The organism is Streptomyces sp. NPDC127117, assembly GCF_042677325.1.
Classification (GTDB): Bacteria; Actinomycetota; Actinomycetes; order Streptomycetales; family Streptomycetaceae; genus Streptomyces.
This window is the reverse complement of sequence record NZ_JBHXTM010000046.1, coordinates 37,153-56,719: the sequence shown is the minus strand read 5'-3', so window position 1 is coordinate 56,719 and position 19,567 is coordinate 37,153. Positions and strand designations below refer to the sequence as shown.

The window sequence follows — 19,567 nt, the reverse complement described above, 5'->3', positions numbered from 1 at the left end:
GCCTAACTCATACGGATTTCTGTCCGCCGGGGAGCGGTGCGGAGCGGTGACGGGTGCAGGCGTCGAGCGATACGTACGTCAGTGGGCGGACGTGCCATTCGATGTGCCGGCCGCCGCGCAGCAGGAGCGTGAACCCGCAGGGCTCGCCACGGTGGAGTGCCCCCAGGGCCTGAACCCAGCCGCCGTGCTCGGACCAGTGGAGGGCACGGACCAGTTCGCGCGGCGTGAGGCCGAAGAGATGGTTCGCCCGGAGCTGGATGCGGATGGTGCGGATGGCGGCTTGCGGGGTGGCCGCGATGCGCAGGTCCATCGGCTCGGGGACGAAGCCGGTGGCGGGGCCGTAGCGGAGGGCCTCGAACCGGTAGCCGCGCTCGACGACCGGTTGTAAAGGGGTGAGGGGCGTACGCATCGTCGACCGTCCGATCGCAGCGGGCACGCCAAATGGCGTGTGGGCAGGAGGAGTGATTGCGCGGCGCGGCAGGCGGGGGCGGGTGGCCCGTCGCATGGCGACGCGGAGCGACGGTAGCGTTACCGACGGCTGCGGCGCAACAGTGTGACGTCCCTATGTTGCGCCGGGTATGCAGAACGCCCCCCGGCGCTCGAACCGGAGGGCGCTTGCGGGTTGTGCTCAGATCAGGTGGTCGAACTCCCCGGCCTTCACGCCGAGCACGAATGCGCGCAGCTTGGCGACGCTCGTGGTGACGACGATGTCGGGGTCATCGCTCTCGCGCATCTTGATCGAGCCGTCGACGGGTGCCAGCTCGATGCAGCTCTGATTGTTGTCCGCTCCGGAGAAGGAGGACTTCTGCCAGTTGATTGCGTCGGTCATGCGGGTGGACTCACATTTCCTGTGCGATGTGTTGAATGAATTGTGCGGACTCCTTCGTGTCGAGGGAGACGGACTCGATGGAGTCGAGGAGGGCTCGATATCGCACCAGCTGGGCCTCGGCGTCCAGGAATCCCGCGTCGAAGGCGCTGTCCAGCTGAACGGTGTCGAGTGCCGGGATTTCGGCCCCGGCGTACAGCGTCGAGTGCACTGAGCCGGTGATCTGCCTGGTGAACGGGATGATGCGGATGGTCACGGACGGCCAGGTGGAAACCTCGTGCAGGAAGGCGAGTTGCGCCCGCATGGTCTCGGGCTCGCAGTACCGCATGCGCAGCGCGGCCTCGTGGATGAACGCCTCGAACGGGGTCGGCCTGGGGCGGTCGAAAATGTCGCGCCGTCTGGTGCGGTGCTCGACGCGGGCATTCAGTTCGTCGGTGGGAAGGTCGGAGATCCCGCTCCGGATGATGGCCCGTGCATACGACTCCGTCTGGAACACGCCGGGGATGTTGAGCATCTGGATGGCTCGGATGTAGGACGCCTTGTGCTCCAGCTCGGCCAGATCCAGGAAACCGGGCGAAAGTATTCCGCGGTAGTCGTCCCACCATCCCTTGGTGCGTTCCTCGGCCATCTCGGCCAGGGCGTCGACCAGGTGCTTGTCGGTGGCCGAGTAGTGAGCAGCGAGCCGGCGCACCCGCTCGCTGCTCACTCCGTACCGACCGGACTCGATGTGGCTGATCTGGGCTCGCTCGCCGCCCAGATACGCGGCCGCCTCGCTCCCGGACATTCCCGCACGCTCGCGTAGCTTGCGAAGTTCCGCACCCAACCGCCGCTGCCTGGCGGTCGGGTAGCTCCTCGGTGGCATGTGCCCTCCCCTTCGTGCGGGTACGAGTCTGCCGCCCAACGGTGCCACTGGTCCACTCGTATGGGTGCTACGGCCGTCCCATTGTTGCACCGTCCCATTGTTGTGCCCTAACGTCCCGTGGTGTCGAGCCGAGGCTCGACCGGACCGAAGTGCAGCCACCCGCAAGCGAGTTGAGCGCAAACGGGAGTCGGCCAATGCCACGGACCGTGCCCACCGCACGACGCCCCGGAGACCGTCTCACGCAGGGAGACCGCGCCATGACCCCCGTAATCGCTCCTCCGTCACCCACCCCCTACCTCCCCCGGCGCGGCGAGCGATACCGGCTCGTCGTGCCGAACGCCCCCACCGCCCCCAGGATCGTGCGGGACTTCGTGGCGACGGTGTTCTGGGCCGCCGGGCACGCCTCCCTCGTCGACGACGCCCGGCTCTGTGCGAGCGAGGTCGTCTCCAACGTGTACTGCCATACGGACTCGCCGCGGATCCGGGTGGAGGTCACCGTCGACCGCCGGCAGGTGACGGTGTGCGTGACGGACGACGAACCCGGCCACCTGCCCGTGCCGCCGCCCCCGCGCACCCCCGGCGCGGACGAGGGTGGCCGGGGGCTGTTCCTGGTCGACGCGCTCGCCGCCCGGTGGGGGTCCATCGCGTACGGGGCGCGGTCGCCGCACTCGAAGACCGTGTGGTTCACCCTCTCCGCCGTGAGCGCGGCTCACCCCTCCATTTGATTTGGACGACCGTCCAGGACTATCGTCCAAAGAGACGGAGACTCCCGCACGTACACATCTCGGAGAGCGTGATGAACCAATCCTTGCTGGCGACCGTGACCGCGGCACTCCTGGTCTGGGAGGCGCTTCTGCTGATCCCCATGGTTCCGGGGAAGCTGATCGATACGAGGGACTTCTCGCCGCTCCCTCGGTGGCAGTACAACAGCTTCAACGTGTTCCTGACCTCTCTCGGGCTCGCCAGCTTCGTGGTGGCCGGGTTCGCCATGGCCGGTCAGCACTGGGCCTTCGTGGCTGCACTGGTGCTGAGCCTCGGCTACATCGCGGTTTTCGCGGCCGACCTCGGCGCGGTCTTCCCCGTCGTGCCCGACCCCCTGCCGGTGCAGCTGCTCGTCCTCGAAGCGATCGCGCTGGCCTCGGCCGGTGTGATCGCCGTGATCGCGATCCAGGGGGTACGGCTGTGATGAGCGAGTCGACGAGCCCCGCGCGCCGGACGGATACGCGAGAGAAGATCATCGAAGCCGCTGCCTCCCTCATTCCCGAGCTGGGCTGGGGCGATGTGAGCAGTCGGCGGGTGGCGGAGCGCGCAGGCGTGAACACCGGAGTGATCCACTACCACGTGGGGAGCATCGGCGAACTCCGGCGCATCGCCGCGGTACGGAAGATCCGGACGTTCTTCCTCGACCGGATCGGCGAGGCGCTGGCGCAGGAGGATCCGGCCGTGGCCGTCGAAACCATGCTCCGCGCGCTGTCCGCCAACGATCCCCGTGATCCGGAACTGCTGCTGCTGTACGAGTCCCTCGTCGCCGCGAGCCGGGACGACGAGCTGCGTGCCGAGATCGCCGGCTTGCTGGCCGAGCTGCGGCAGCGGCTGTGCGACTGGTTCGCGGACCGGGGGATCGCGCATCCGCTCACCCTCGCCGTCACCCTCACGGCGGCGATCGACGGATACCTCCTCCAGCGGTCGCTCGACCCGTCCCTTGAGCCCGGCCCCCTCATCGAGGGACTGGTCGGCCTGGTCCGGCAACAGCTCGCAGCCGACGGCTCATGAGATGCAGAAGCGCGAGAGCCGCCTCGCGTACGGGGCGCGTGGGCGCCGTACGCGAGGCGGCCCTCATCAGCTGCCCTGCCGGGAGAGAACCCGGGCACCTTCATGGCGCACCACCGGCCGAACGGGCACGGTGCGAATGCCCTGCGCGGCGTCAGCCTTCGGAGCGCCCTTCTCCCGTACGACGAGCAGTCCGGTCAGTACCAGTGCCACGCAGAGCACCGGACCGAGCGGGTTTCCGGGGGAAATGAAACCCTGCGCGGCGAGGCCGAGGAGACCACCGGCGGAAAGCACGGCCGCGAGAACGACCTTGCCGAGGCTCATGTCCGATGCCCCACCGGAGGGGCGACGGAATTCGAACCGGCCGAAAATTCGAGTGAAGCTGACCAGGAAGAATCCCGAAACGCCGACCCACAGCGGTGCCACCGCGAACCACATGGGGCTGCCGGGCGTCGGCGTCGCGAATCCGAGTCCGACAATCGCGATTCCCGCCGTCATCACGAGCGCGGGCATGTGCCAGAGATACAGCGTCATGAAACGGGCTCCGCACCACTGAAGTACGGCGGTGGCCATGGGGCGTTCCGCGAATCGCGTAATTGCCGGCTTGAGCGTCAGCCAGAGTCCGAGCTGGCCGATGGTCAGCGACATCATCAACGCGGTCGGCGGGCTCATGTTGGAGACCGGGGCCCCGGGCATTCCGATCATGGATGCCGGATAGGGGCCGAAGAACACGGCGGCCGCGGTGAGTCCGAAGCCGACCGCGGCCAGACCCGACGACACCCACGCGTTCCGCATGCGCAGGCCGCCGTCGGCGTAGTGGAAGCCGAACTGGTGGGCCGCCAGCCAGACGAACAGCGCGTTCAGGAAACCGATCGCGGGGCTGAACTCGAAGCGCAGCACATCGACGACCAGGGCACAGGCGCCGAGGGCCCCGATCACACGCCAGCCGTACCGGCGGTACAACTTGAACATCACCGGAGTGAGCGCCACCACGAGCACATAGACGGCGAGGAACCAGAGCAGCTGGCCGGCTATCTTGCCCGCCATCAGCACCGGCTGCTCCGGCAACCCCGCACCGATCAACACGTGGGGCAGCAGGAGCCACACGGCTGCCAGGGGTATGACCGGCACCAGGAGCCGCGCGATTCTGCTCCGGAGCCAGGTGTTCACCGATTTCACGGATCGGAAAGAGAAGAAATTGGCGGCGCCGCCGGCGAAGAACACCATGGGCATGACCTGCGTCAGCCAGGTGACAATCCACCAGCCGGGGCTCGCGAGCGCATTCCCGGTGCTCAAATGCCCATTTTTGTAGGCCAGTACGGGCATGAGCCAGTGCTGGGAAATCACGGCCAGCACGCATAGCGCTCTGATGACGTCTATGAATGAATCGCGACCGCGACCGGGCGAATGAGCGTGGGTTTGCTGCATGTAAACAGCGTGACGTCAGCAGGCGATACGCACAGTGAAGTGGCCCCCCGAATTGGTCGGGGGGCCAGCACTTCGTGCCATGGTGGGGTTCTCCCTACCGGCCCTACGCTGGTGCGGTCCGACCGGGCAACTCCGTCACATGGAGGATCAAATGCGCGCACGCCTCGCCGCCGTCGTCACAACGGTGGTCCTTGGCTCCGGCATGCTGGTCAACGCACCCGCCGCTCACGCGGCCGACCCCGTAAGCGACTTCGACGTAACAGTAGGGAACACCTACACCCGAGGAACGATCACCTGGCACAACCGGTCAGTCACCATCGCCGGCGAACAGAAGTCGGTCTCTTCGACGAGCTGTCGGGGAACCACCGCCTTCACCCTCGATTCCAAGAGCAACCAGCTGGACCTCGCCTACACCTCCCCGACCTGCGGTATCAGCGAGACATTCATCCCGCTCGCCGTGCTGGCGGACGTCCCCGGCGGAGCCGCGGTCGTACGGGTCTGCCTCGACGACGGCTCGCTCCCGCCGACCTACTTCGAGTGCAAGCGCTACGGACGCCCGTCGAGTTGACCCGGTCCTGAAGGACTGGGCCCCGGGAGCCCGCCCGACCGTTTGGCGGGCGGGCTCCTGTGTCCGGGCACCCCTCGGAAGCCGTCTCAATCGGCGAATCGCCGCCCGGAGCACGGCCCCGCCACGACCAGCACCAGAGCCGCGGTCGCGCCGCCGAGCAGCATGACCGCCGACAAGGACATGTGGTCGAGGACGGCTCCGCCTGTCAGGGCGCCGATGGCGAAGGTCGCCTGGAAGGACGCGGTGAACAGGACGGACGCCGCTTCGGGTGCGTCGGGCGCGGCCCTGGCGAACCAGGTCTGCGAGCAGACCGGCACCGCACCGTAGGCGACACCCCAGACAACCAGCAGTGCGACGGCGCCGGCCTCCCACCTGCCCAGGACCGGGAGCAGGGCGGTCGCGGTGGCGATGAGTCCCGCGGCGAGGCGGACCGCGGTACGCGGGCGGCGCGTCACGAGTGCGCCGCCGACGAAGTTGCCGACGATCCCGGCAGCGCCGTAGACCAGCAGGAACACCGTGATCAGCGCCGGACCGGCGTGTGTGACCCGTTCCAGGAAGGGGGTGACATAGGTGTACGTCGCGAAGTGGGACATAACTATGAGAAAGGTGATGAGAAGAGCGAACCGGGTGCCCGGCCGGGAGAGCACGGTGCGCAGCAGGCTCGCGCGGGTGACCCGTGCCGGCGGCAGCGGCGGAACCACCATGAGCATCAGGGCCAGTACGCCCACGCTCAGCGCACCCATGACCACGAACGCCGTCCGCCAGCCGGCCAGGCCGCCGATGAACGTACCGGCGGGGACGCCGAGTACGGAGCCCAGCGGGACGGCCGAGAAGATCACCGCGGTCGCCCGGCCGGCCGACGCCGGGCGGACCAGCCGGCCCGCCAGCCCGGCCCCGACCGACCAGAAGCCGCCGATGGTGATCCCGACCATCACCCGGGAGACCAGGACGAGGCGGTAGTCGGTCGCGGCGGCGACGAGGAAGTCGGCCAGGGCCAGCAGGAGCATGAAGGCGCAGAGCATCAGGCGCCGGTCGACACGTGCCGTCGCCACCGTGACCAAGGGCGCGGAGACCGCTGCGAGGATTCCGGGCACGGTCATCATCAGTCCCGCCGTGCCGTCCGAGACGGCGAAGTCGGACCCGATCGACGTGAGCAGGCCGATGGGCAGGATCTCGGTGGTGACGATCGAGAAGATGCCCAGCATGACGGAGAGGACGGCGAGCCGGCCGCGTAAAGGGGTGCGGGGCGGGAGGGCGGTGCGTTCGGAGGGGCTGGTGGCCGCGGTGGGGTTCATGGCGGATGCCGTCCTGTGCTCGGTGACGCGAGGGCTGTTCGCCCCAGTTCACAAGCGGCGGTGGACGGTGTCCGGCAGGTTCGCGACGTCAACGCCGCCGGCCGGGGTCGACGTCGCTTTTCCGCCGGAGGCCGTTCACTTCTCGCCGGAGGACCGGAAACGGTGAAGGGCCGTCGCTCCCGAGCGGGGGAGTGACGGCCCTTCACCGGGCGCCGGAAAGGCGCTTGTGAATCCGTGAACCCAGAGGGTCGCGCCGAATCAGAGAACGCGGACCGCGCCCGACGGCGGGTCGTAGGACAGCGGACGCTGCACCACACCGGTGCTGGAGTTCTGCGCGCCGACGAACTGGCCGTTGCCCACGTAGATCCCGACGTGGTACGCGCTGCCCGCGCCGCCCCAGTACAGGATGTCGCCCGGCTGGAGGTTGCTCAGCGAGACCTGGGTGCCGGCGGTGGACTGGGACTGCGAGACGCGCGGCAGGTCGATGTTGACCGAACGGAACGCGGCCTGGACGAGGCCGGAGCAGTCCCACGAGTTGGGGCCGGTGCCGCCGGGCACGTACGCGTCGCCGACCTGGGCCTGCGCGAAGGCGATGACAGCGGCGGCGGAGCCGGTCGCGCTCGACGAGGAGGAAGAGGAGGACGTGGAGACGGCCGTACCGGCGTTGGAGCCGGAGGTCGCGCTGAGCGTCGTGCGGGCGGTGGAGCGGGAGGCGCGCTCGGCGGCCTCCGCCTTGGCCTTGGCGGCCGCCTCCGCCTTCTTCTTGGCCTCAGCCTTGCGGACCGCCTCGGCCTTGGCCTTCTTGGCGGTCTTGGCCGCGGTGGCGGCTGCGGCGTCCTCCTGGGCCTGCGTCTGCAGGTCCTGGGCGACCTGCTGCGTGGCCTGGGCGGACGCGGCGACGGCGGTGGAGAGCCCGGAGGTGATGGTGGGCATCTCGATGGTCTGGGTCACCGGCTCGGCCTGGGCCGGACCGGCGGCGCCTGCGACCGCGATGGTGCTGAGGACGCCACCGGCAACTCCGGCCCGCAGCGCCGTCTTCGAGGCGTTTCGGCGGGGCTTCCGGTGGCTGGGTATGTGAGCGGTGTGGGACATGGGTACTAGCGCTATCAGGGCCTCGGGGCTCCCATCAAGAAACGTGTGTTGCGACACAGTTACGTACGGAATCTATGAATCCGCTTTCCGGGAGCCCTTATTGACGCCGTAACGGGCAAAACGGTCATGCCTGATCACGGCTGTGATCACGGACTTTCGGCAATACGCCCGAATTGCCCGCCGCTTACCATCCGTTCACACCGATGGCCAAGCCCGCTTTTGTTGAAGCCCTGATGGAGTGACGCAGGTCACAGCGTGGCCGCGGGGTGAGGGGCGGTTATGCGCCATGCGCCCAAGGCGGCCCCGGGCGAAGGGAGATGTCCCGTTCACCCCGAAGATCGGAAATGCTCATACACGTCCACTTCGCTCCCCGAGACCCCCTCTCCCGGGTGAGGTTCGGACGGCCGGGAGGGCCCGGGCCGACCGGGAAGGGGTGGAATCCGCCCGGAGGTATCAAGATCGGGTGGATTCCTCTATCACCCCGGGTTGTCCATCGCCAATTTGCTTGGCACGGCCATCTCTTGATAGGGCAACAGCCGTTTGACCAGCGGTAACAGCATCGGATGTCACGTCTCGTGATCACTCGGCCGCTTCGCGTGTGAAGATCACCGCTCATCCGACTTCATGATCCTTCGTCAGGTGGTGGAGATCACAAAGGCGTTGTCGTACCCCGTGTCGCAGATCACAGGATGGCGGGCATAGGATGCGGGGCAGTCGGGCTTGTGAACTGCCTCACATGTGCACGATCTTGGTGAGGTGGTGAGCCGGTCGCCCGATGCGGTCCAACGGTCAAGGACGACTGGAAGGAGCGAGGAGCGTGAATGCCTACGCGCCCATCCTCGTGCTCGGCGCCCTCGGGGCAGGGTTTGCGATCTTCTCCGTGGTCATGGCCACGCTTATCGGCCCCAAGCGCTACAACCGGGCAAAGCTCGAAGCGTACGAGTGCGGTATCGAACCCACACCCACGCCGGCCGGAGGCGGCCGCTTCCCCATCAAGTACTACCTGACGGCGATGCTCTTCATCGTCTTCGACATCGAGATCGTCTTCCTCTATCCCTGGGCGGTCACCTTCGACGCCCTGGGGATCTTCGGGCTCGTGGAGATGCTGCTCTTCGTGCTCACCGTCTTCGTCGCCTACGCGTATGTGTGGCGTCGCGGCGGCCTGGAATGGGACTGAGGGGCTGAGGGGCACACCATGGGACTCGAAGAGAAGCTGCCCAGCGGCTTCGTGCTGACCACTGTCGAGCAGGCCGCCGGCTGGGTACGGAAGTCCTCCGTCTTCCCGGCCACCTTCGGCCTCGCCTGTTGCGCCATCGAAATGATGACGACCGGGGCCGGGCGCTACGACCTGGCCCGTTTCGGCATGGAGGTCTTCCGCGGATCGCCGCGGCAGGCGGATCTGATGATCGTCGCAGGACGGGTCAGCCAGAAGATGGCTCCCGTCCTGCGGCAGGTCTACGACCAGATGCCCAATCCCAAGTGGGTGATCTCCATGGGGGTTTGCGCGTCATCGGGCGGAATGTTCAACAATTACGCCATTGTTCAGGGTGTTGATCACATTGTCCCGGTTGATATCTATTTGCCGGGCTGCCCGCCGCGGCCCGAGATGCTGATGGACGCGATCCTCAAGCTCCACCAGAAGATCCAGGGCTCCAAGCTCGGGGTCAACGCGGAGGAGGCCGCCCGGGAGGCGGAGGACGCCGCGCTCAAGGCACTGCCCCTGATCGAGATGAAGGGGCTGCTCCGGTGAGCGAGAACCAGAACCACGACGAGCAGAACCACAACGGTGTGCCCGCGCCGCGCGCGGACACCGGCGAGGCCATCGGCGTACGCAAGGGCATGTTCGGCGCCAACAACGGCGGTGACACCTCCGGCTACGGCGGCCTCGTCCGCACCGTGACCCTGCCGGGCGCCACCTCCCGCCCGTACGGCGGCTGGTTCGACGAAGTCGCCGACGAGCTCGAAGGGGCCCTGGAGGAGCAGGACCTGCTTCCCGGGAACGCCATCGAGAAGACCGTCGTCGACCGCGGCGAGCTCACCTTCCACATCGCCCGCGAACACCTCGTCCGGGTCGCCCGGACCCTGCGCGACGACCCGGCGCTGCGCTTCGAGCTCTGCACGGGGGTGAGCGGCGTCCACTTCCTCGGCGACAAGGGCCGCGAGCTGCACGCCGTCTACCACCTGCGCTCGATCACGCACGGCCGGCTCATCCGGCTGGAGGTGTCGGCCCCGGACAGCGATCCGCACGTCCCGTCCCTCGTCGAGGTCTACCCGACCAACGACTGGCACGAGCGCGAGACCTACGACTTCTTCGGGCTCATCTTCGACGGGCACCCCGCCCTCACCCGGATCATGATGCCGGACGACTGGCAGGGCTTCCCGCAGCGCAAGGACTACCCGCTCGGCGGCATCGCCGTCGAGTACAAGGGCGCCCAGATCCCGGCTCCGGACCAGCGGAGGTCGTACTCCTGATGTCTACTCCCCACTCCCACCCGTCGCCCGGCCGCCACCCCTCATCGAGTCCCTCCGGGACGCCCCTTTCGGATGCCCGGGCCACGACCGAGGGGACTGTATATACAGTCACCGGCGGCGACTGGGACGAGGTCGTCGAGTCCGCGGTCAAGTCCGACGACGAGCGCATCATTGTCAATATGGGCCCCCAGCACCCGTCCACGCACGGTGTTCTGCGGCTGATCCTGGAGATCGACGGCGAGACCGTCACCGAGGCCCGCTGCGGCATCGGCTACCTCCACACCGGCATCGAGAAGAACCTCGAATTCCGGAACTGGACGCAGGGCACCACCTTCGTCACGCGCATGGACTACCTGACGCCGTTCTTCAACGAGGCGGCGTACTGCCTGGGCGTCGAGAAGCTCCTGGGCATCGAGGACCAGATCCCCGACCGGGCCAGCATCCTGCGCGTGCTCCTGATGGAGCTCAACCGGATCTCCTCGCACCTGGTGTGCATCGCCACCGGCGGCATGGAGCTCGGCGCCACCACGATCATGATCTACGGCTTCCGCGATCGTGAACTCGTTCTCGACCTCTTCGAGCTGATCACCGGCCTGCGGATGAACCACGCGTTCATCCGCCCCGGCGGACTCGCCCAGGACCTGCCGCCCGGCGCGATCGACCAGCTCCGCGAGTTCGTGAAGACCATGAAGAAGAACCTGCCGGAGTACGACAAGCTCGCCACCGGCAACCCCATCTTCAAGGCCCGCATGCAGGACGTCGGCTACCTCGACCTGACCGGCTGCATGGCCCTCGGCGCCACCGGCCCGATCCTGCGCTCCGCCGGACTCCCGCACGACCTGCGCAAGACCGACCCGTACTGCGGGTACGAGAACTACGAGTTCGACGTCCCCACCGCCGACACCTGCGACGCCTACGGCCGCTTCCTCATCCGCCTGGAGGAGATGCGCCAGTCGCTGCGGATCGTCGAGCAGTGCATCGACCGGCTCGCCCCCGGTCCCGTGATGGTCGCCGACAAGAAGATCGCCTGGCCGGCCCAGCTCGCGCTCGGCCCGGACGGACTCGGCAACTCGCTCGACCACATCAAGAAGATCATGGGCACCTCCATGGAGGCCCTGATCCACCACTTCAAGCTGGTGACCGAGGGCTTCCGGGTTCCGGCCGGACAGGCGTACACCGCCGTCGAATCGCCCAAGGGCGAACTCGGCGTGCACGTCGTCTCGGACGGAGGCACCCGCCCCTACCGGGTCCACTTCCGCGACCCGTCCTTCACCAACCTCCAGGCCATGGCGGCGATGTGCGAGGGCGGCCAGGTCGCCGACGTCATCGTCGCCGTCGCGTCCATCGACCCCGTGATGGGAGGCGTCGACCGGTGACCGAAGCACGTCAGGAAGTCAGTCTGGGGATGCCGCAGCTCCCCGCCCCCGCCTACCCGGCCGAGGTGCGCGCCAGGCTCGAAGCGGACGCGAAGGAGGTGATCGCCCGCTACCCCGGCAGCCGCTCCGCCCTGCTTCCCCTGCTGCACCTGGTGCAGTCCGAGGAGGGTTACGTATCCCGTACGGGCATGGCGTTCTGCGCCGAGCTGCTCGGCCTCACCACCGCCGAGGTCACCGCGGTCGCCACCTTCTACACCATGTACCGGCGCAAGCCGAGCGGTGACTACCAGGTCGGTGTCTGCACCAACACGCTCTGCGCGGTGATGGGCGGCGACGCGATCTTCGACCGGCTCAAGGAACACCTCGGCGTCGGCAACGACGAGACGACCGAGGACGGCAAGGTCACCCTCGAACACATCGAGTGCAACGCGGCCTGCGACTTCGCCCCCGTGGTGATGGTCAACTGGGAGTTCTTCGACAACCAGACGCCCGAGAGCGCGACCCGCCTGGTCGACGACCTGATCGCCGGGCGCACCGTCGAACCCACCCGCGGCGCCCCGATCTGCTCGTACAAGGAGACCGCCCGGATCCTGGCCGGCTTCCCCGACGAGCGCCCCGGCGCCGTCGAGGCATCCGGCGGCGCGGGCCCCGCCTCGCTGATCGGCCTCCGCCTGGCCAAGGGCGAGGAGCCGCACCCGCGCGTCGTCGCCCCGCGCGGCGAGCGCCCGCACGGCGAGTCCGGCCACGCCGCCCCGCAGGACCCGGACCGGCCGGCCGGCCCGACAGCCGAGGAGGGGGAGTGATGACGTTGGCGACCGAGATCGACGACAACGGAAGCGGCAACGGGAACGGGGGCAGCCCCGAGAAGCTGCTCGCCCCCGTCCTCTCCGCCTTCTGGGACGAGCCGGAATCCTGGACCCTGGACACCTACCGGCGCCACGACGGATACGAGGGCCTGCGCAAGGCCCTCGCCATGGCGCCGGACGACCTCATCGCCTACGTCAAGGACTCCGGCCTGCGCGGCCGCGGCGGCGCGGGCTTCCCGACCGGGATGAAGTGGCAGTTCATCCCGCAGGGCGACGGCAAACCGCACTATCTGGTTGTCAACGCCGACGAATCGGAACCGGGCACCTGCAAGGACATCCCGCTCCTGTTCGCCAACCCGCACAGCCTCATCGAGGGCATCGTGATCGCCTGTTACGCGATCCGTTCGTCGCACGCGTTCATCTACTTGCGCGGTGAGGTCGTCCCCGTGCTGCGACGTCTGCACGAGGCCGTACGAGAGGCGTACGAGGCGGGCTATCTGGGGACGAACATCCTGGGCTCGGGGCTCGATCTGGAACTCACGGTGCACGCCGGCGCCGGCGCGTACATCTGTGGTGAGGAAACCGCGCTGCTCGACTCTCTCGAAGGACGGCGTGGCCAGCCCCGGCTGCGACCCCCCTTCCCCGCGGTCGCCGGTCTGTACGCCTGCCCCACTGTGGTGAACAACGTCGAATCCATCGCCTCGGTTCCCGCGATCCTGAACCGGGGCAAGGACTGGTTCAAGTCGATGGGCAGCGAGAAGTCCCCCGGCTTCACGCTGTACTCGCTCAGCGGGCACGTCGCCGGCCCCGGCCAGTACGAGGCACCGCTCGGCATCACGCTGCGCCAGCTGCTCGACATGAGCGGCGGCATGCGCCCCGGCCACCGGCTGAAGTTCTGGACCCCGGGCGGCTCGTCGACCCCGATGTTCACCGACGAGCACCTCGACGTACCGCTCGACTACGAGGGCGTCGGCGCCGCCGGATCCATGCTCGGCACCAAGGCGCTCCAGTGCTTCGACGAGACCACCTGCGTGGTGCGGGCCGTCACCCGCTGGACCGAGTTCTACGCCCATGAGTCCTGCGGCAAGTGCACGCCCTGCCGCGAAGGCACCTACTGGCTCGTCCAGTTGCTCCGCGACATCGAGGCCGGCAAGGGGCAGATGGCCGACCTCGACAAGCTGAACGACATCGCCGACAACATCAACGGCAAGTCCTTCTGCGCCCTCGGCGACGGCGCCGCCTCGCCGATCTTCTCCTCGCTGAAGTACTTCCGCGAGGAGTACGAGCAGCACATCACGGGCAAGGGCTGCCCCTTCGATCCCGCCAGGTCGACCGTCTGGGCCGACGACAAGAACGCTCACCAGGGGGTGAACGCATGACAGTCACCACGAGTGCGCCCTCCGGGGGCGGCGAGGCGGCCATCCCGCCCGAGGACCTGGTCACGCTGACCATCGACGGCATCGAGATCAGCGTGCCCAAGGGCACCCTGGTCATCCGGGCCGCCGAACTCCTCGGCATCGAGATCCCGCGCTTCTGCGACCACCCGCTCCTCGACCCGGCCGGCGCCTGCCGGCAGTGCATCGTCGAGGTCGAGGGCCAGCGCAAGCCGATGGCGTCCTGCACCATCACCTGCACCGACGGCATGGTCGTCAGGTCGCAGCTCACCTCCCCGGTCGCCGAGAAGGCCCAGAAGGGTGTGATGGAGCTGCTGCTCATCAACCACCCGCTGGACTGCCCGGTCTGCGACAAGGGCGGCGAGTGCCCGCTCCAGAACCAGGCGATGTCGCACGGCGGCTCCGACTCCCGCTTCGACGGCAAGAAGCGGACCTTCGAGAAGCCCGTCCCGATCTCCACCCAGGTGCTGCTGGACCGTGAGCGGTGCGTGCTCTGCGCGCGCTGCACCCGGTTCTCCAACCAGGTGGCCGGCGACCCGATGATCGAGCTGATCGAGCGCGGCGCGCTCCAGCAGGTCGGCACCGGCGAGGGCGACCCGTTCGAGTCGTACTTCTCCGGGAACACCATCCAGATCTGCCCGGTCGGGGCGCTGACCTCGGCGGCGTACCGATTCCGCTCCCGCCCCTTCGACCTGGTCTCGTCGCCGTCGGTGTGCGAGCACTGCGCGGGCGGCTGCGCGACCCGCACCGACCACCGGCGCGGCAAGGTCATGCGGCGGCTCGCCGCCAACGACCCCGAGGTCAACGAGGAGTGGGTCTGCGACAAGGGCCGCTTCGGCTTCCGCTACGCGCAGCAGCGGGACCGGCTCACCACTCCGCTGGTACGCAACGCGGACGGCGTCCTTGAGCCCGCGGGCTGGCCCGAGGCGCTGGCCGCCGCGGCCGCCGGTCTGTCCGCCGCGCGCGGCCGGACCGGGGTGCTCACCGGCGGCCGGCTGACCGTCGAGGACGCCTACGCGTACAGCAAGTTCGCCCGGGTCGCCCTGGACACCAACGACATCGACTTCCGGGCCCGGGTCCACAGCAGCGAGGAGGCCGACTTCCTGGCCGCCCGCGTGGCCGGGCGCGGCCGGGACCTGGACGGGGCGGGGGTCACGTACACCTCGCTGGAGAAGGCCCCGACGGTGCTGCTGGTCGGGTTCGAGTCGGAGGAGGAGGCGCCCGGCGTCTTCCTGCGGCTGCGCAAGGCCAACCGCAAGCACGGACAGCGCACCTACGCCATCGCCTCGCACGCCACCCGCGGCCTCGACAAGGCGGGCGGCACGCTGCTGCCCGCCGCCCCCGGCACCGAGACCGAGTGGCTGGACGCGATCGCGGGCGGTGTCGGCCTCGACGGCGACGGAGCCGCGGCGGCCGAGGCGCTGCGGAGCGAGGGCGCCGTCATCGTGGTCGGTGAGCGGCTGGCCGGGGTACCGGGCGGGCTCACCGCCGCGGTACGCACCGCGACCGCGACCGGGGCCGCGCTGGTGTGGATCCCGCGCCGGGCCGGCGAGCGCGGCGCGGTGGAGGCGGGCGCGCTCCCGTCGCTGCTGCCCGGCGGCCGTCCGGCGACCGATCCGCGGGCCAGGGACGAGGTGGCGGCCGTCTGGGGCGTCGCCGAACTCCCGTCCCGCTTCGGCCGCGACACCGACCAGATCGTCGAGGCCGCGGCCACCGGCGAACTGGCCGCGCTGGTCGTCGCCGGGGTCCAGGCCGTGGACCTGCCGAACCCGGCACGGGCCCTGGAGGCCCTGGACCAGGTCGGTTTCCTGGTCTCCCTGGAGCAGCGGCCCAACGAGGTGACCGAGCGCGCCGACGTGGTGTTCCCGGTCGCCGCGGTGGCCGAGAAGTCCGGCACCTTCCTCAACTGGGAGGGCAGGGCGCGGATGTTCGAGGCCGCGCTGAAGCCGGAGCAGATGACGCGCGCGCTCGCGCCGGGCGACGCCCGGGTGCTGCACATGCTGGCCGACGCCCTCGACGTTCACTTCGCGCTGCCGGACCTGAAGTCCGTACGCCGTGAGCTGGACCGGCTCGGCGGCTGGACCGGGACGCACGCCACCGACCCGAACGAGCCGGCCCGGCCGCTGCCCAGGCCCGGCGACGGCGAGGCGGTCCTCGCGGGCCACCGGATGCTGCTCGACCTGGGCCGGCTCCAGGAGGGCGACGAGGCGCTGGCCGGCACCCGGCACGCCGCGGTCGCCCGGCTCTCCGCGGCCACCGCCGCCGAGACGGGCGTGAAGGACGGCGATCTGCTGGCCGTCACCGGCCCGGCGGGCAGCGTCGCATTCCCGCTGAAGGTCACCGACATGCCGGACCGGGTGGTCTGGGTGCCGCTGAACTCCGTCGGGCGGGGCGTTCCGGCCGACACCGGTGCCCGGCCCGGCGGTCTGGTCCGGATCGGACCCGCCGCAGCGGGTACTCCCGACGTCACACCGGAGGTGGGGGCGTGAGTGCCTTCGCTCAACTGGCAGCGGCACCGCACAGTGCCGTACTCGCCGCCGAGGATCTGTCGATGTTCGGCACCGACCCGTGGTGGCTCGTCGTCATCAAGGCGGTGTTCTGCTTCGCGTTCCTGATGGTGACCGTGCTCTTCTCCATCGTGTGGGAGCGCAAGGTCGTCGCCTGGATGCAGTTGCGCATCGGCCCCAACCGGCACGGTCCCTGGGGCATGCTCCAGTCGCTCGCCGACGGCATCAAGCTGATGCTGAAGGAGGACCTCGTCGTCAAGCGGGCCGACAAGGTCGTGTACGTGCTCGCGCCGATCGTCGCGGCCATCCCGGCCTTCATGGCGATCGCCGTGATCCCGTTCGGCCCGTCCGGCAACGAGGTCTCGATCTTCGGCCACCGCACCACGATGCAGCTCACCGACCTGCCGATCGCGATGCTCTACATCCTCGCGGTCGCCTCGGTCGGGATCTACGGCATCGTGCTGGCCGGATGGTCGTCCGGATCGACGTACCCACTGCTCGGCGGTCTGCGCTCCTGCGCGCAGATGATCAGCTACGAGATCGCCATGGGTGCCGCGTTCGCCTCGGTCTTCCTCTACTCCGGGTCGATGTCGACCTCGAAGATCGTGGAGGCGCAGCAGGACCGCTGGTTCATCCTGCTGCTGCCGGTCTCGTTCATCATCTACATCGTCACGATGGTCGGCGAGACCAACCGCGCCCCGTTCGACATGCCGGAGTCCGAGGGCGACCTGGTCGGCGGCTTCAACACCGAATACTCGTCGATCAAGTTCGCGATGTTCATGCTCGCCGAGTACGTCAACATGGTCACCGTCTCCGCGGTCGCCACGACCCTGTTCCTGGGCGGCTGGCGGGCCCCGTGGCCGATCAGCACCTTCTGGGAGGGCGCGAACCACGGCTGGTGGCCGATGCTCTGGTTCGTCCTCAAGGTCCAGCTGCTGCTGTTCTTCTTCATCTGGCTGCGCGGCACGCTGCCCCGGGTCCGTTACGACCAGCTGATGAAGCTCGGCTGGAAGGTCCTGATCCCGGTCTCCGTGGTCTGGCTGATGCTGGTCGCGACGGTGCGGGCGCTGCGCAACGAGGGCTACGACTTCACGAGGATCGTGCTGTACGTGGCCGGGGCCGTGATCGCGATCCTGCTGATCTCCTTCGTCGCCGACATCTTCCGCGACAAGAAGGGCCGGGCCGCCGAGGCGGAGGCCGGACCTGAGCCGGCGTTCGACCCGATGGCGGGCGGGTTCCCGGTGCCGCCGCTGCCCGGACAGACCCTGCCGCCGGTGCCGCGCCGCAGGCCGCGGGGCGAGCGGGAGCTCGTTGTCAGTGGCGGGCCGGATACTCAGAGTGACGGAAATTCGAGTGACGGAAAGGAGGCCGACGGTGTCTGAGTCACCAGAGTCCTCGGGGACTTCGGGAGCCTCGGGATCCTCGGGGTCCTCGGAGGAGAAGTTCCAGAACCCCGTCGCCGGCTTCGGCGTGACCTTCAAGGCCATGTTCAAGAAGCGGCTGACCGAGCAGTATCCGGAAACGCCGAAGGTGACGGCGCCGCGCTTCCACGGCCGGCACCAGCTCAACCGTCACCCGGACGGTCTGGAGAAGTGCGTCGGCTGCGAGCTGTGCGCCTGGGCCTGCCCGGCGGACGCGATCTACGTCGAGGGCGCGGACAACACCGAAGAGGAGCGCTACTCCCCGGGTGAGCGCTACGGCCGCGTCTACCAGATCAATTACGCGCGCTGCATTCTCTGCGGACTGTGCATCGAGGCCTGCCCGACCCGGGCGCTGACGATGACCAATGAGTTCGAGCTCGCCAACACCACCCGCGAGAGCCTCATCTACACCAAGGACGAGCTGCTCGCGGGCCTGGAGGAGGGCATGGTCGACACCCCGCACGCGATCTTCCCCGGGATGGACGAACAGGACTACTACCGGGGCCTCGTCACCGAGGCGGCGCCCGGTACGGAGCCCCAGGTCGCCATCTCCAAGGGCGAGAAGCCGGCCGACGGGCACAGCGAGAACAACGGCTCGGCGCAGGGGGTGGGCGCATGACCGGCCTGGCCGCCGCGGCCTCCCAGACCTCGACCGGCGAGGCCGTCCAGTTCTGGCTGCTCGGCATCGTCGCCGTGATCGGCGCGCTGTCCACCGTGCTGATGAAGAAGGCCGTGCACAGCGCGCTGAGCCTCGCCGGGACCATGATCATCCTGGCGGTGTTCTACCTCGCCAACGGCGCCTATTTCCTGGGCATCGTCCAGATCGTCGTCTACACCGGCGCGATCATGATGCTGTTCCTCTTCGTGGTCATGCTGGTCGGTGTCACCGCGGCCGACTCGCTGAAGGAGACCCTGAAGGGCCAGCGCTGGCTGGCCGCGGGCTGCGGTCTCGGCTTCGGCGTCCTGCTGGTCGCCGGCATCGGCAACGCCTCGCTCACCAGCTTCAACGGGCTCGGCACCGCCAACACCGAGCACGGCGGAAACGTGGAGGGGCTGGCCAGCCTCATCTTCACCAAGTACGTCTTCGCCTTCGAGATCACCGGCGCCCTGCTGATCACGGCGACGGTCGGCGCGATGGTGCTCACCCACCGGGAACGCACCGAACGGGCCAAGAACCAGCGGGAGATGTCCGAGGAGCGCGTACGCGGCAAGCAGCTTCCGCCGCTGCCCGCCCCCGGTGTCTACGCCCGGCACAACGCCGTGGACATCCCGGGCCTGCTCCCGGACGGCACGCCTTCCGAGCTCACCGTCATGCAGACGCTGCGCAACCGTGGCCAGATCCGCGATGTCTCGAACGAGTCGCTGGACCAGCTCAAGGCGCTGGAGCAGCGCTCCGAGGAACGGCTCGGCCGTGACAACGAAGAAGAGGAGGTCGCCAAGTGAATCCGGTCAACTACCTCTATCTCGCAGCCCTGCTGTTCACCATCGGTGCGGCCGGGGTGCTGATCCGGCGGAACGCGATCGTGGTGTTCATGTGCGTGGAGCTGATGCTCAACGCCTGCAACCTCGCGTTCGTGACCTTCTCCCGGATGCACGGCAATCTCGACGGCCAGATCATCGCCTTCTTCACGATGGTCGTCGCCGCCGCCGAGGTCGTGGTCGGGCTCGCGATCATCGTGTCGGTGTTCCGTTCCCGCCACTCGGCCTCGGTCGACGACGCCAGCCTGATGAAGCTGTAAGGGGACGTTGA

General features: G+C 68.7%; 21 protein-coding genes. 15 read left to right on the top strand and 6 right to left on the bottom strand.

The annotated features are described in order from the left end of the window. Positions 1–7 precede the first annotated feature (7 nt). The 3 genes from ACFVH0_RS31095 to ACFVH0_RS31085 form a co-directional block, all read right to left on the bottom strand. Complete coding sequence (locus tag ACFVH0_RS31095; RefSeq protein WP_385825612.1) at positions 8–436, bottom strand: hypothetical protein; 429 nt, start codon at positions 434–436, stop codon at positions 8–10. Between the two features lie 192 nt (positions 437–628). After that, the gene (locus tag ACFVH0_RS31090; protein WP_124717024.1) at positions 629–829 is read right to left on the bottom strand and encodes a DUF397 domain-containing protein; all 201 of its coding nucleotides are present in this window, start codon (positions 827–829) and stop codon (positions 629–631) included. A gap of 10 nt (positions 830–839) precedes the next feature. Continuing rightward, complete coding sequence (locus ACFVH0_RS31085; protein WP_385825610.1) at positions 840–1,688, bottom strand: helix-turn-helix domain-containing protein; 849 nt, start codon at positions 1,686–1,688, stop codon at positions 840–842. A gap of 257 nt (positions 1,689–1,945) precedes the next feature. Between ACFVH0_RS31085 and ACFVH0_RS31080 the strand changes: the two genes are divergently transcribed. The 3 genes from ACFVH0_RS31080 (at position 1,946) to ACFVH0_RS31070 (ending at position 3,461) form a co-directional block, all read left to right on the top strand. After that, positions 1,946–2,413, top strand: coding sequence for an ATP-binding protein (locus ACFVH0_RS31080; RefSeq protein WP_385825608.1), 468 nt, complete (start codon positions 1,946–1,948; stop codon positions 2,411–2,413). 71 nt (positions 2,414–2,484) lie between these two features. Continuing rightward, a complete protein-coding gene (locus tag ACFVH0_RS31075; RefSeq protein WP_317863764.1) occupies positions 2,485–2,874 on the top strand; it encodes a hypothetical protein in 390 nt (129 codons plus the stop codon). Next, complete coding sequence (locus ACFVH0_RS31070; protein ID WP_385825606.1) at positions 2,874–3,461, top strand: TetR/AcrR family transcriptional regulator; 588 nt, start codon at positions 2,874–2,876, stop codon at positions 3,459–3,461. The genes ACFVH0_RS31075 and ACFVH0_RS31070 overlap by 1 nt, the downstream gene beginning before the upstream one ends. A gap of 66 nt (positions 3,462–3,527) precedes the next feature. On the opposite strand, the gene ACFVH0_RS31065 is transcribed toward ACFVH0_RS31070, so the two are convergent. Next, on the bottom strand, positions 3,528–4,886 hold the full coding sequence (locus tag ACFVH0_RS31065; RefSeq protein ID WP_385825605.1) for an acyltransferase: 1,359 nt from the start codon (positions 4,884–4,886) through the stop codon (positions 3,528–3,530). A 151-nt stretch (positions 4,887–5,037) separates the two neighbouring features. Here ACFVH0_RS31065 and ACFVH0_RS31060 point away from each other — a divergent pair, with 151 nt between their 5' ends. Next, positions 5,038–5,454 carry a hypothetical protein gene (locus tag ACFVH0_RS31060; protein ID WP_385825603.1) on the top strand — a complete coding sequence of 139 codons (417 nt, stop codon included), beginning with the start codon at positions 5,038–5,040 and terminating at the stop codon, positions 5,452–5,454. 86 nt (positions 5,455–5,540) lie between these two features. Here ACFVH0_RS31060 and ACFVH0_RS31055 read toward each other — a convergent pair whose 3' ends face one another. Further along, a complete protein-coding gene (locus ACFVH0_RS31055; RefSeq protein ID WP_385825601.1) occupies positions 5,541–6,749 on the bottom strand; it encodes an MFS transporter in 1,209 nt (402 codons plus the stop codon). Positions 6,750–7,007: 258 nt separating this feature from the next. Further along, positions 7,008–7,841, bottom strand: coding sequence for a C40 family peptidase (locus tag ACFVH0_RS31050; protein ID WP_385825599.1), 834 nt, complete (start codon positions 7,839–7,841; stop codon positions 7,008–7,010). 817 nt (positions 7,842–8,658) lie between these two features. On the opposite strand from ACFVH0_RS31050, the gene ACFVH0_RS31045 reads away from it, so the two are divergent. The 11 genes from ACFVH0_RS31045 to nuoK are packed head-to-tail and all read left to right on the top strand — an operon-like array spanning position 8,659 to position 19,556. Beyond that, on the top strand, positions 8,659–9,018 hold the full coding sequence (locus ACFVH0_RS31045; protein ID WP_003992243.1) for an NADH-quinone oxidoreductase subunit A: 360 nt from the start codon (positions 8,659–8,661) through the stop codon (positions 9,016–9,018). Between the two features lie 18 nt (positions 9,019–9,036). After that, positions 9,037–9,591: an NADH-quinone oxidoreductase subunit B family protein gene (locus ACFVH0_RS31040; protein ID WP_030926341.1), complete on the top strand. Its 555-nt coding sequence runs from the start codon at positions 9,037–9,039 to the stop codon at positions 9,589–9,591. Continuing rightward, entirely contained in the window at positions 9,588–10,313 is a 726-nt protein-coding gene (locus tag ACFVH0_RS31035; RefSeq protein WP_385825597.1) for an NADH-quinone oxidoreductase subunit C, read from the top strand. Before ACFVH0_RS31040 ends, ACFVH0_RS31035 begins: the two co-directional genes overlap by 4 nt. Beyond that, positions 10,313–11,689 carry an NADH-quinone oxidoreductase subunit D gene (locus ACFVH0_RS31030; protein WP_385825595.1) on the top strand — a complete coding sequence of 459 codons (1,377 nt, stop codon included), beginning with the start codon at positions 10,313–10,315 and terminating at the stop codon, positions 11,687–11,689. Before ACFVH0_RS31035 ends, ACFVH0_RS31030 begins: the two co-directional genes overlap by 1 nt. A gap of 29 nt (positions 11,690–11,718) precedes the next feature. Further along, on the top strand, positions 11,719–12,492 hold the full coding sequence (nuoE, locus tag ACFVH0_RS31025; protein ID WP_385825635.1) for an NADH-quinone oxidoreductase subunit NuoE: 774 nt from the start codon (positions 11,719–11,721) through the stop codon (positions 12,490–12,492). Next, a complete protein-coding gene (gene nuoF, locus ACFVH0_RS31020; RefSeq protein ID WP_385825593.1) occupies positions 12,489–13,874 on the top strand; it encodes an NADH-quinone oxidoreductase subunit NuoF in 1,386 nt (461 codons plus the stop codon). The genes nuoE and nuoF overlap by 4 nt, the downstream gene beginning before the upstream one ends. Beyond that, complete coding sequence (locus tag ACFVH0_RS31015) at positions 13,871–16,378, top strand: NADH-quinone oxidoreductase subunit G (RefSeq protein ID WP_385825591.1); 2,508 nt, start codon at positions 13,871–13,873, stop codon at positions 16,376–16,378. Before nuoF ends, ACFVH0_RS31015 begins: the two co-directional genes overlap by 4 nt. Then, on the top strand, positions 16,375–17,778 hold the full coding sequence (nuoH, locus tag ACFVH0_RS31010; RefSeq protein WP_385825589.1) for an NADH-quinone oxidoreductase subunit NuoH: 1,404 nt from the start codon (positions 16,375–16,377) through the stop codon (positions 17,776–17,778). Before ACFVH0_RS31015 ends, nuoH begins: the two co-directional genes overlap by 4 nt. Continuing rightward, positions 17,771–18,436 carry an NADH-quinone oxidoreductase subunit NuoI gene (gene nuoI, locus ACFVH0_RS31005; protein WP_385825587.1) on the top strand — a complete coding sequence of 222 codons (666 nt, stop codon included), beginning with the start codon at positions 17,771–17,773 and terminating at the stop codon, positions 18,434–18,436. Before nuoH ends, nuoI begins: the two co-directional genes overlap by 8 nt. Beyond that, complete coding sequence (locus tag ACFVH0_RS31000) at positions 18,433–19,260, top strand: NADH-quinone oxidoreductase subunit J (RefSeq protein ID WP_385825585.1); 828 nt, start codon at positions 18,433–18,435, stop codon at positions 19,258–19,260. The genes nuoI and ACFVH0_RS31000 overlap by 4 nt, the downstream gene beginning before the upstream one ends. Continuing rightward, positions 19,257–19,556: an NADH-quinone oxidoreductase subunit NuoK gene (gene nuoK / locus ACFVH0_RS30995; RefSeq protein ID WP_093543641.1), complete on the top strand. Its 300-nt coding sequence runs from the start codon at positions 19,257–19,259 to the stop codon at positions 19,554–19,556. Before ACFVH0_RS31000 ends, nuoK begins: the two co-directional genes overlap by 4 nt. The last annotated feature ends 11 nt before the right edge of the window (positions 19,557–19,567 follow it).

Coding starts and splice junctions, on each gene's coding strand:
- ACFVH0_RS31090 (WP_124717024.1), bottom strand. CDS start 829: ATGACCGACGCAATCAACTGGCAGAAGTCCTCCTTCTCCGGAGCGGAC.
- ACFVH0_RS31085 (WP_385825610.1), bottom strand. CDS start 1,688: ATGCCACCGAGGAGCTACCCGACCGCCAGGCAGCGGCGGTTGGGTGCG.
- ACFVH0_RS31080 (WP_385825608.1), top strand. CDS start 1,946: ATGACCCCCGTAATCGCTCCTCCGTCACCCACCCCCTACCTCCCCCGG.
- ACFVH0_RS31075 (WP_317863764.1), top strand. CDS start 2,485: ATGAACCAATCCTTGCTGGCGACCGTGACCGCGGCACTCCTGGTCTGG.
- ACFVH0_RS31070 (WP_385825606.1), top strand. CDS start 2,874: ATGAGCGAGTCGACGAGCCCCGCGCGCCGGACGGATACGCGAGAGAAG.
- ACFVH0_RS31065 (WP_385825605.1), bottom strand. CDS start 4,886: ATGCAGCAAACCCACGCTCATTCGCCCGGTCGCGGTCGCGATTCATTC.
- ACFVH0_RS31060 (WP_385825603.1), top strand. CDS start 5,038: ATGCGCGCACGCCTCGCCGCCGTCGTCACAACGGTGGTCCTTGGCTCC.
- ACFVH0_RS31055 (WP_385825601.1), bottom strand. CDS start 6,749: ATGAACCCCACCGCGGCCACCAGCCCCTCCGAACGCACCGCCCTCCCG.
- ACFVH0_RS31050 (WP_385825599.1), bottom strand. CDS start 7,841: ATGTCCCACACCGCTCACATACCCAGCCACCGGAAGCCCCGCCGAAAC.
- ACFVH0_RS31040 (WP_030926341.1), top strand. CDS start 9,037: ATGGGACTCGAAGAGAAGCTGCCCAGCGGCTTCGTGCTGACCACTGTC.
- ACFVH0_RS31030 (WP_385825595.1), top strand. CDS start 10,313: ATGTCTACTCCCCACTCCCACCCGTCGCCCGGCCGCCACCCCTCATCG.
- nuoE (WP_385825635.1), top strand. CDS start 11,719: ATGCCGCAGCTCCCCGCCCCCGCCTACCCGGCCGAGGTGCGCGCCAGG.
- ACFVH0_RS31015 (WP_385825591.1), top strand. CDS start 13,871: ATGACAGTCACCACGAGTGCGCCCTCCGGGGGCGGCGAGGCGGCCATC.
- ACFVH0_RS31000 (WP_385825585.1), top strand. CDS start 18,433: ATGACCGGCCTGGCCGCCGCGGCCTCCCAGACCTCGACCGGCGAGGCC.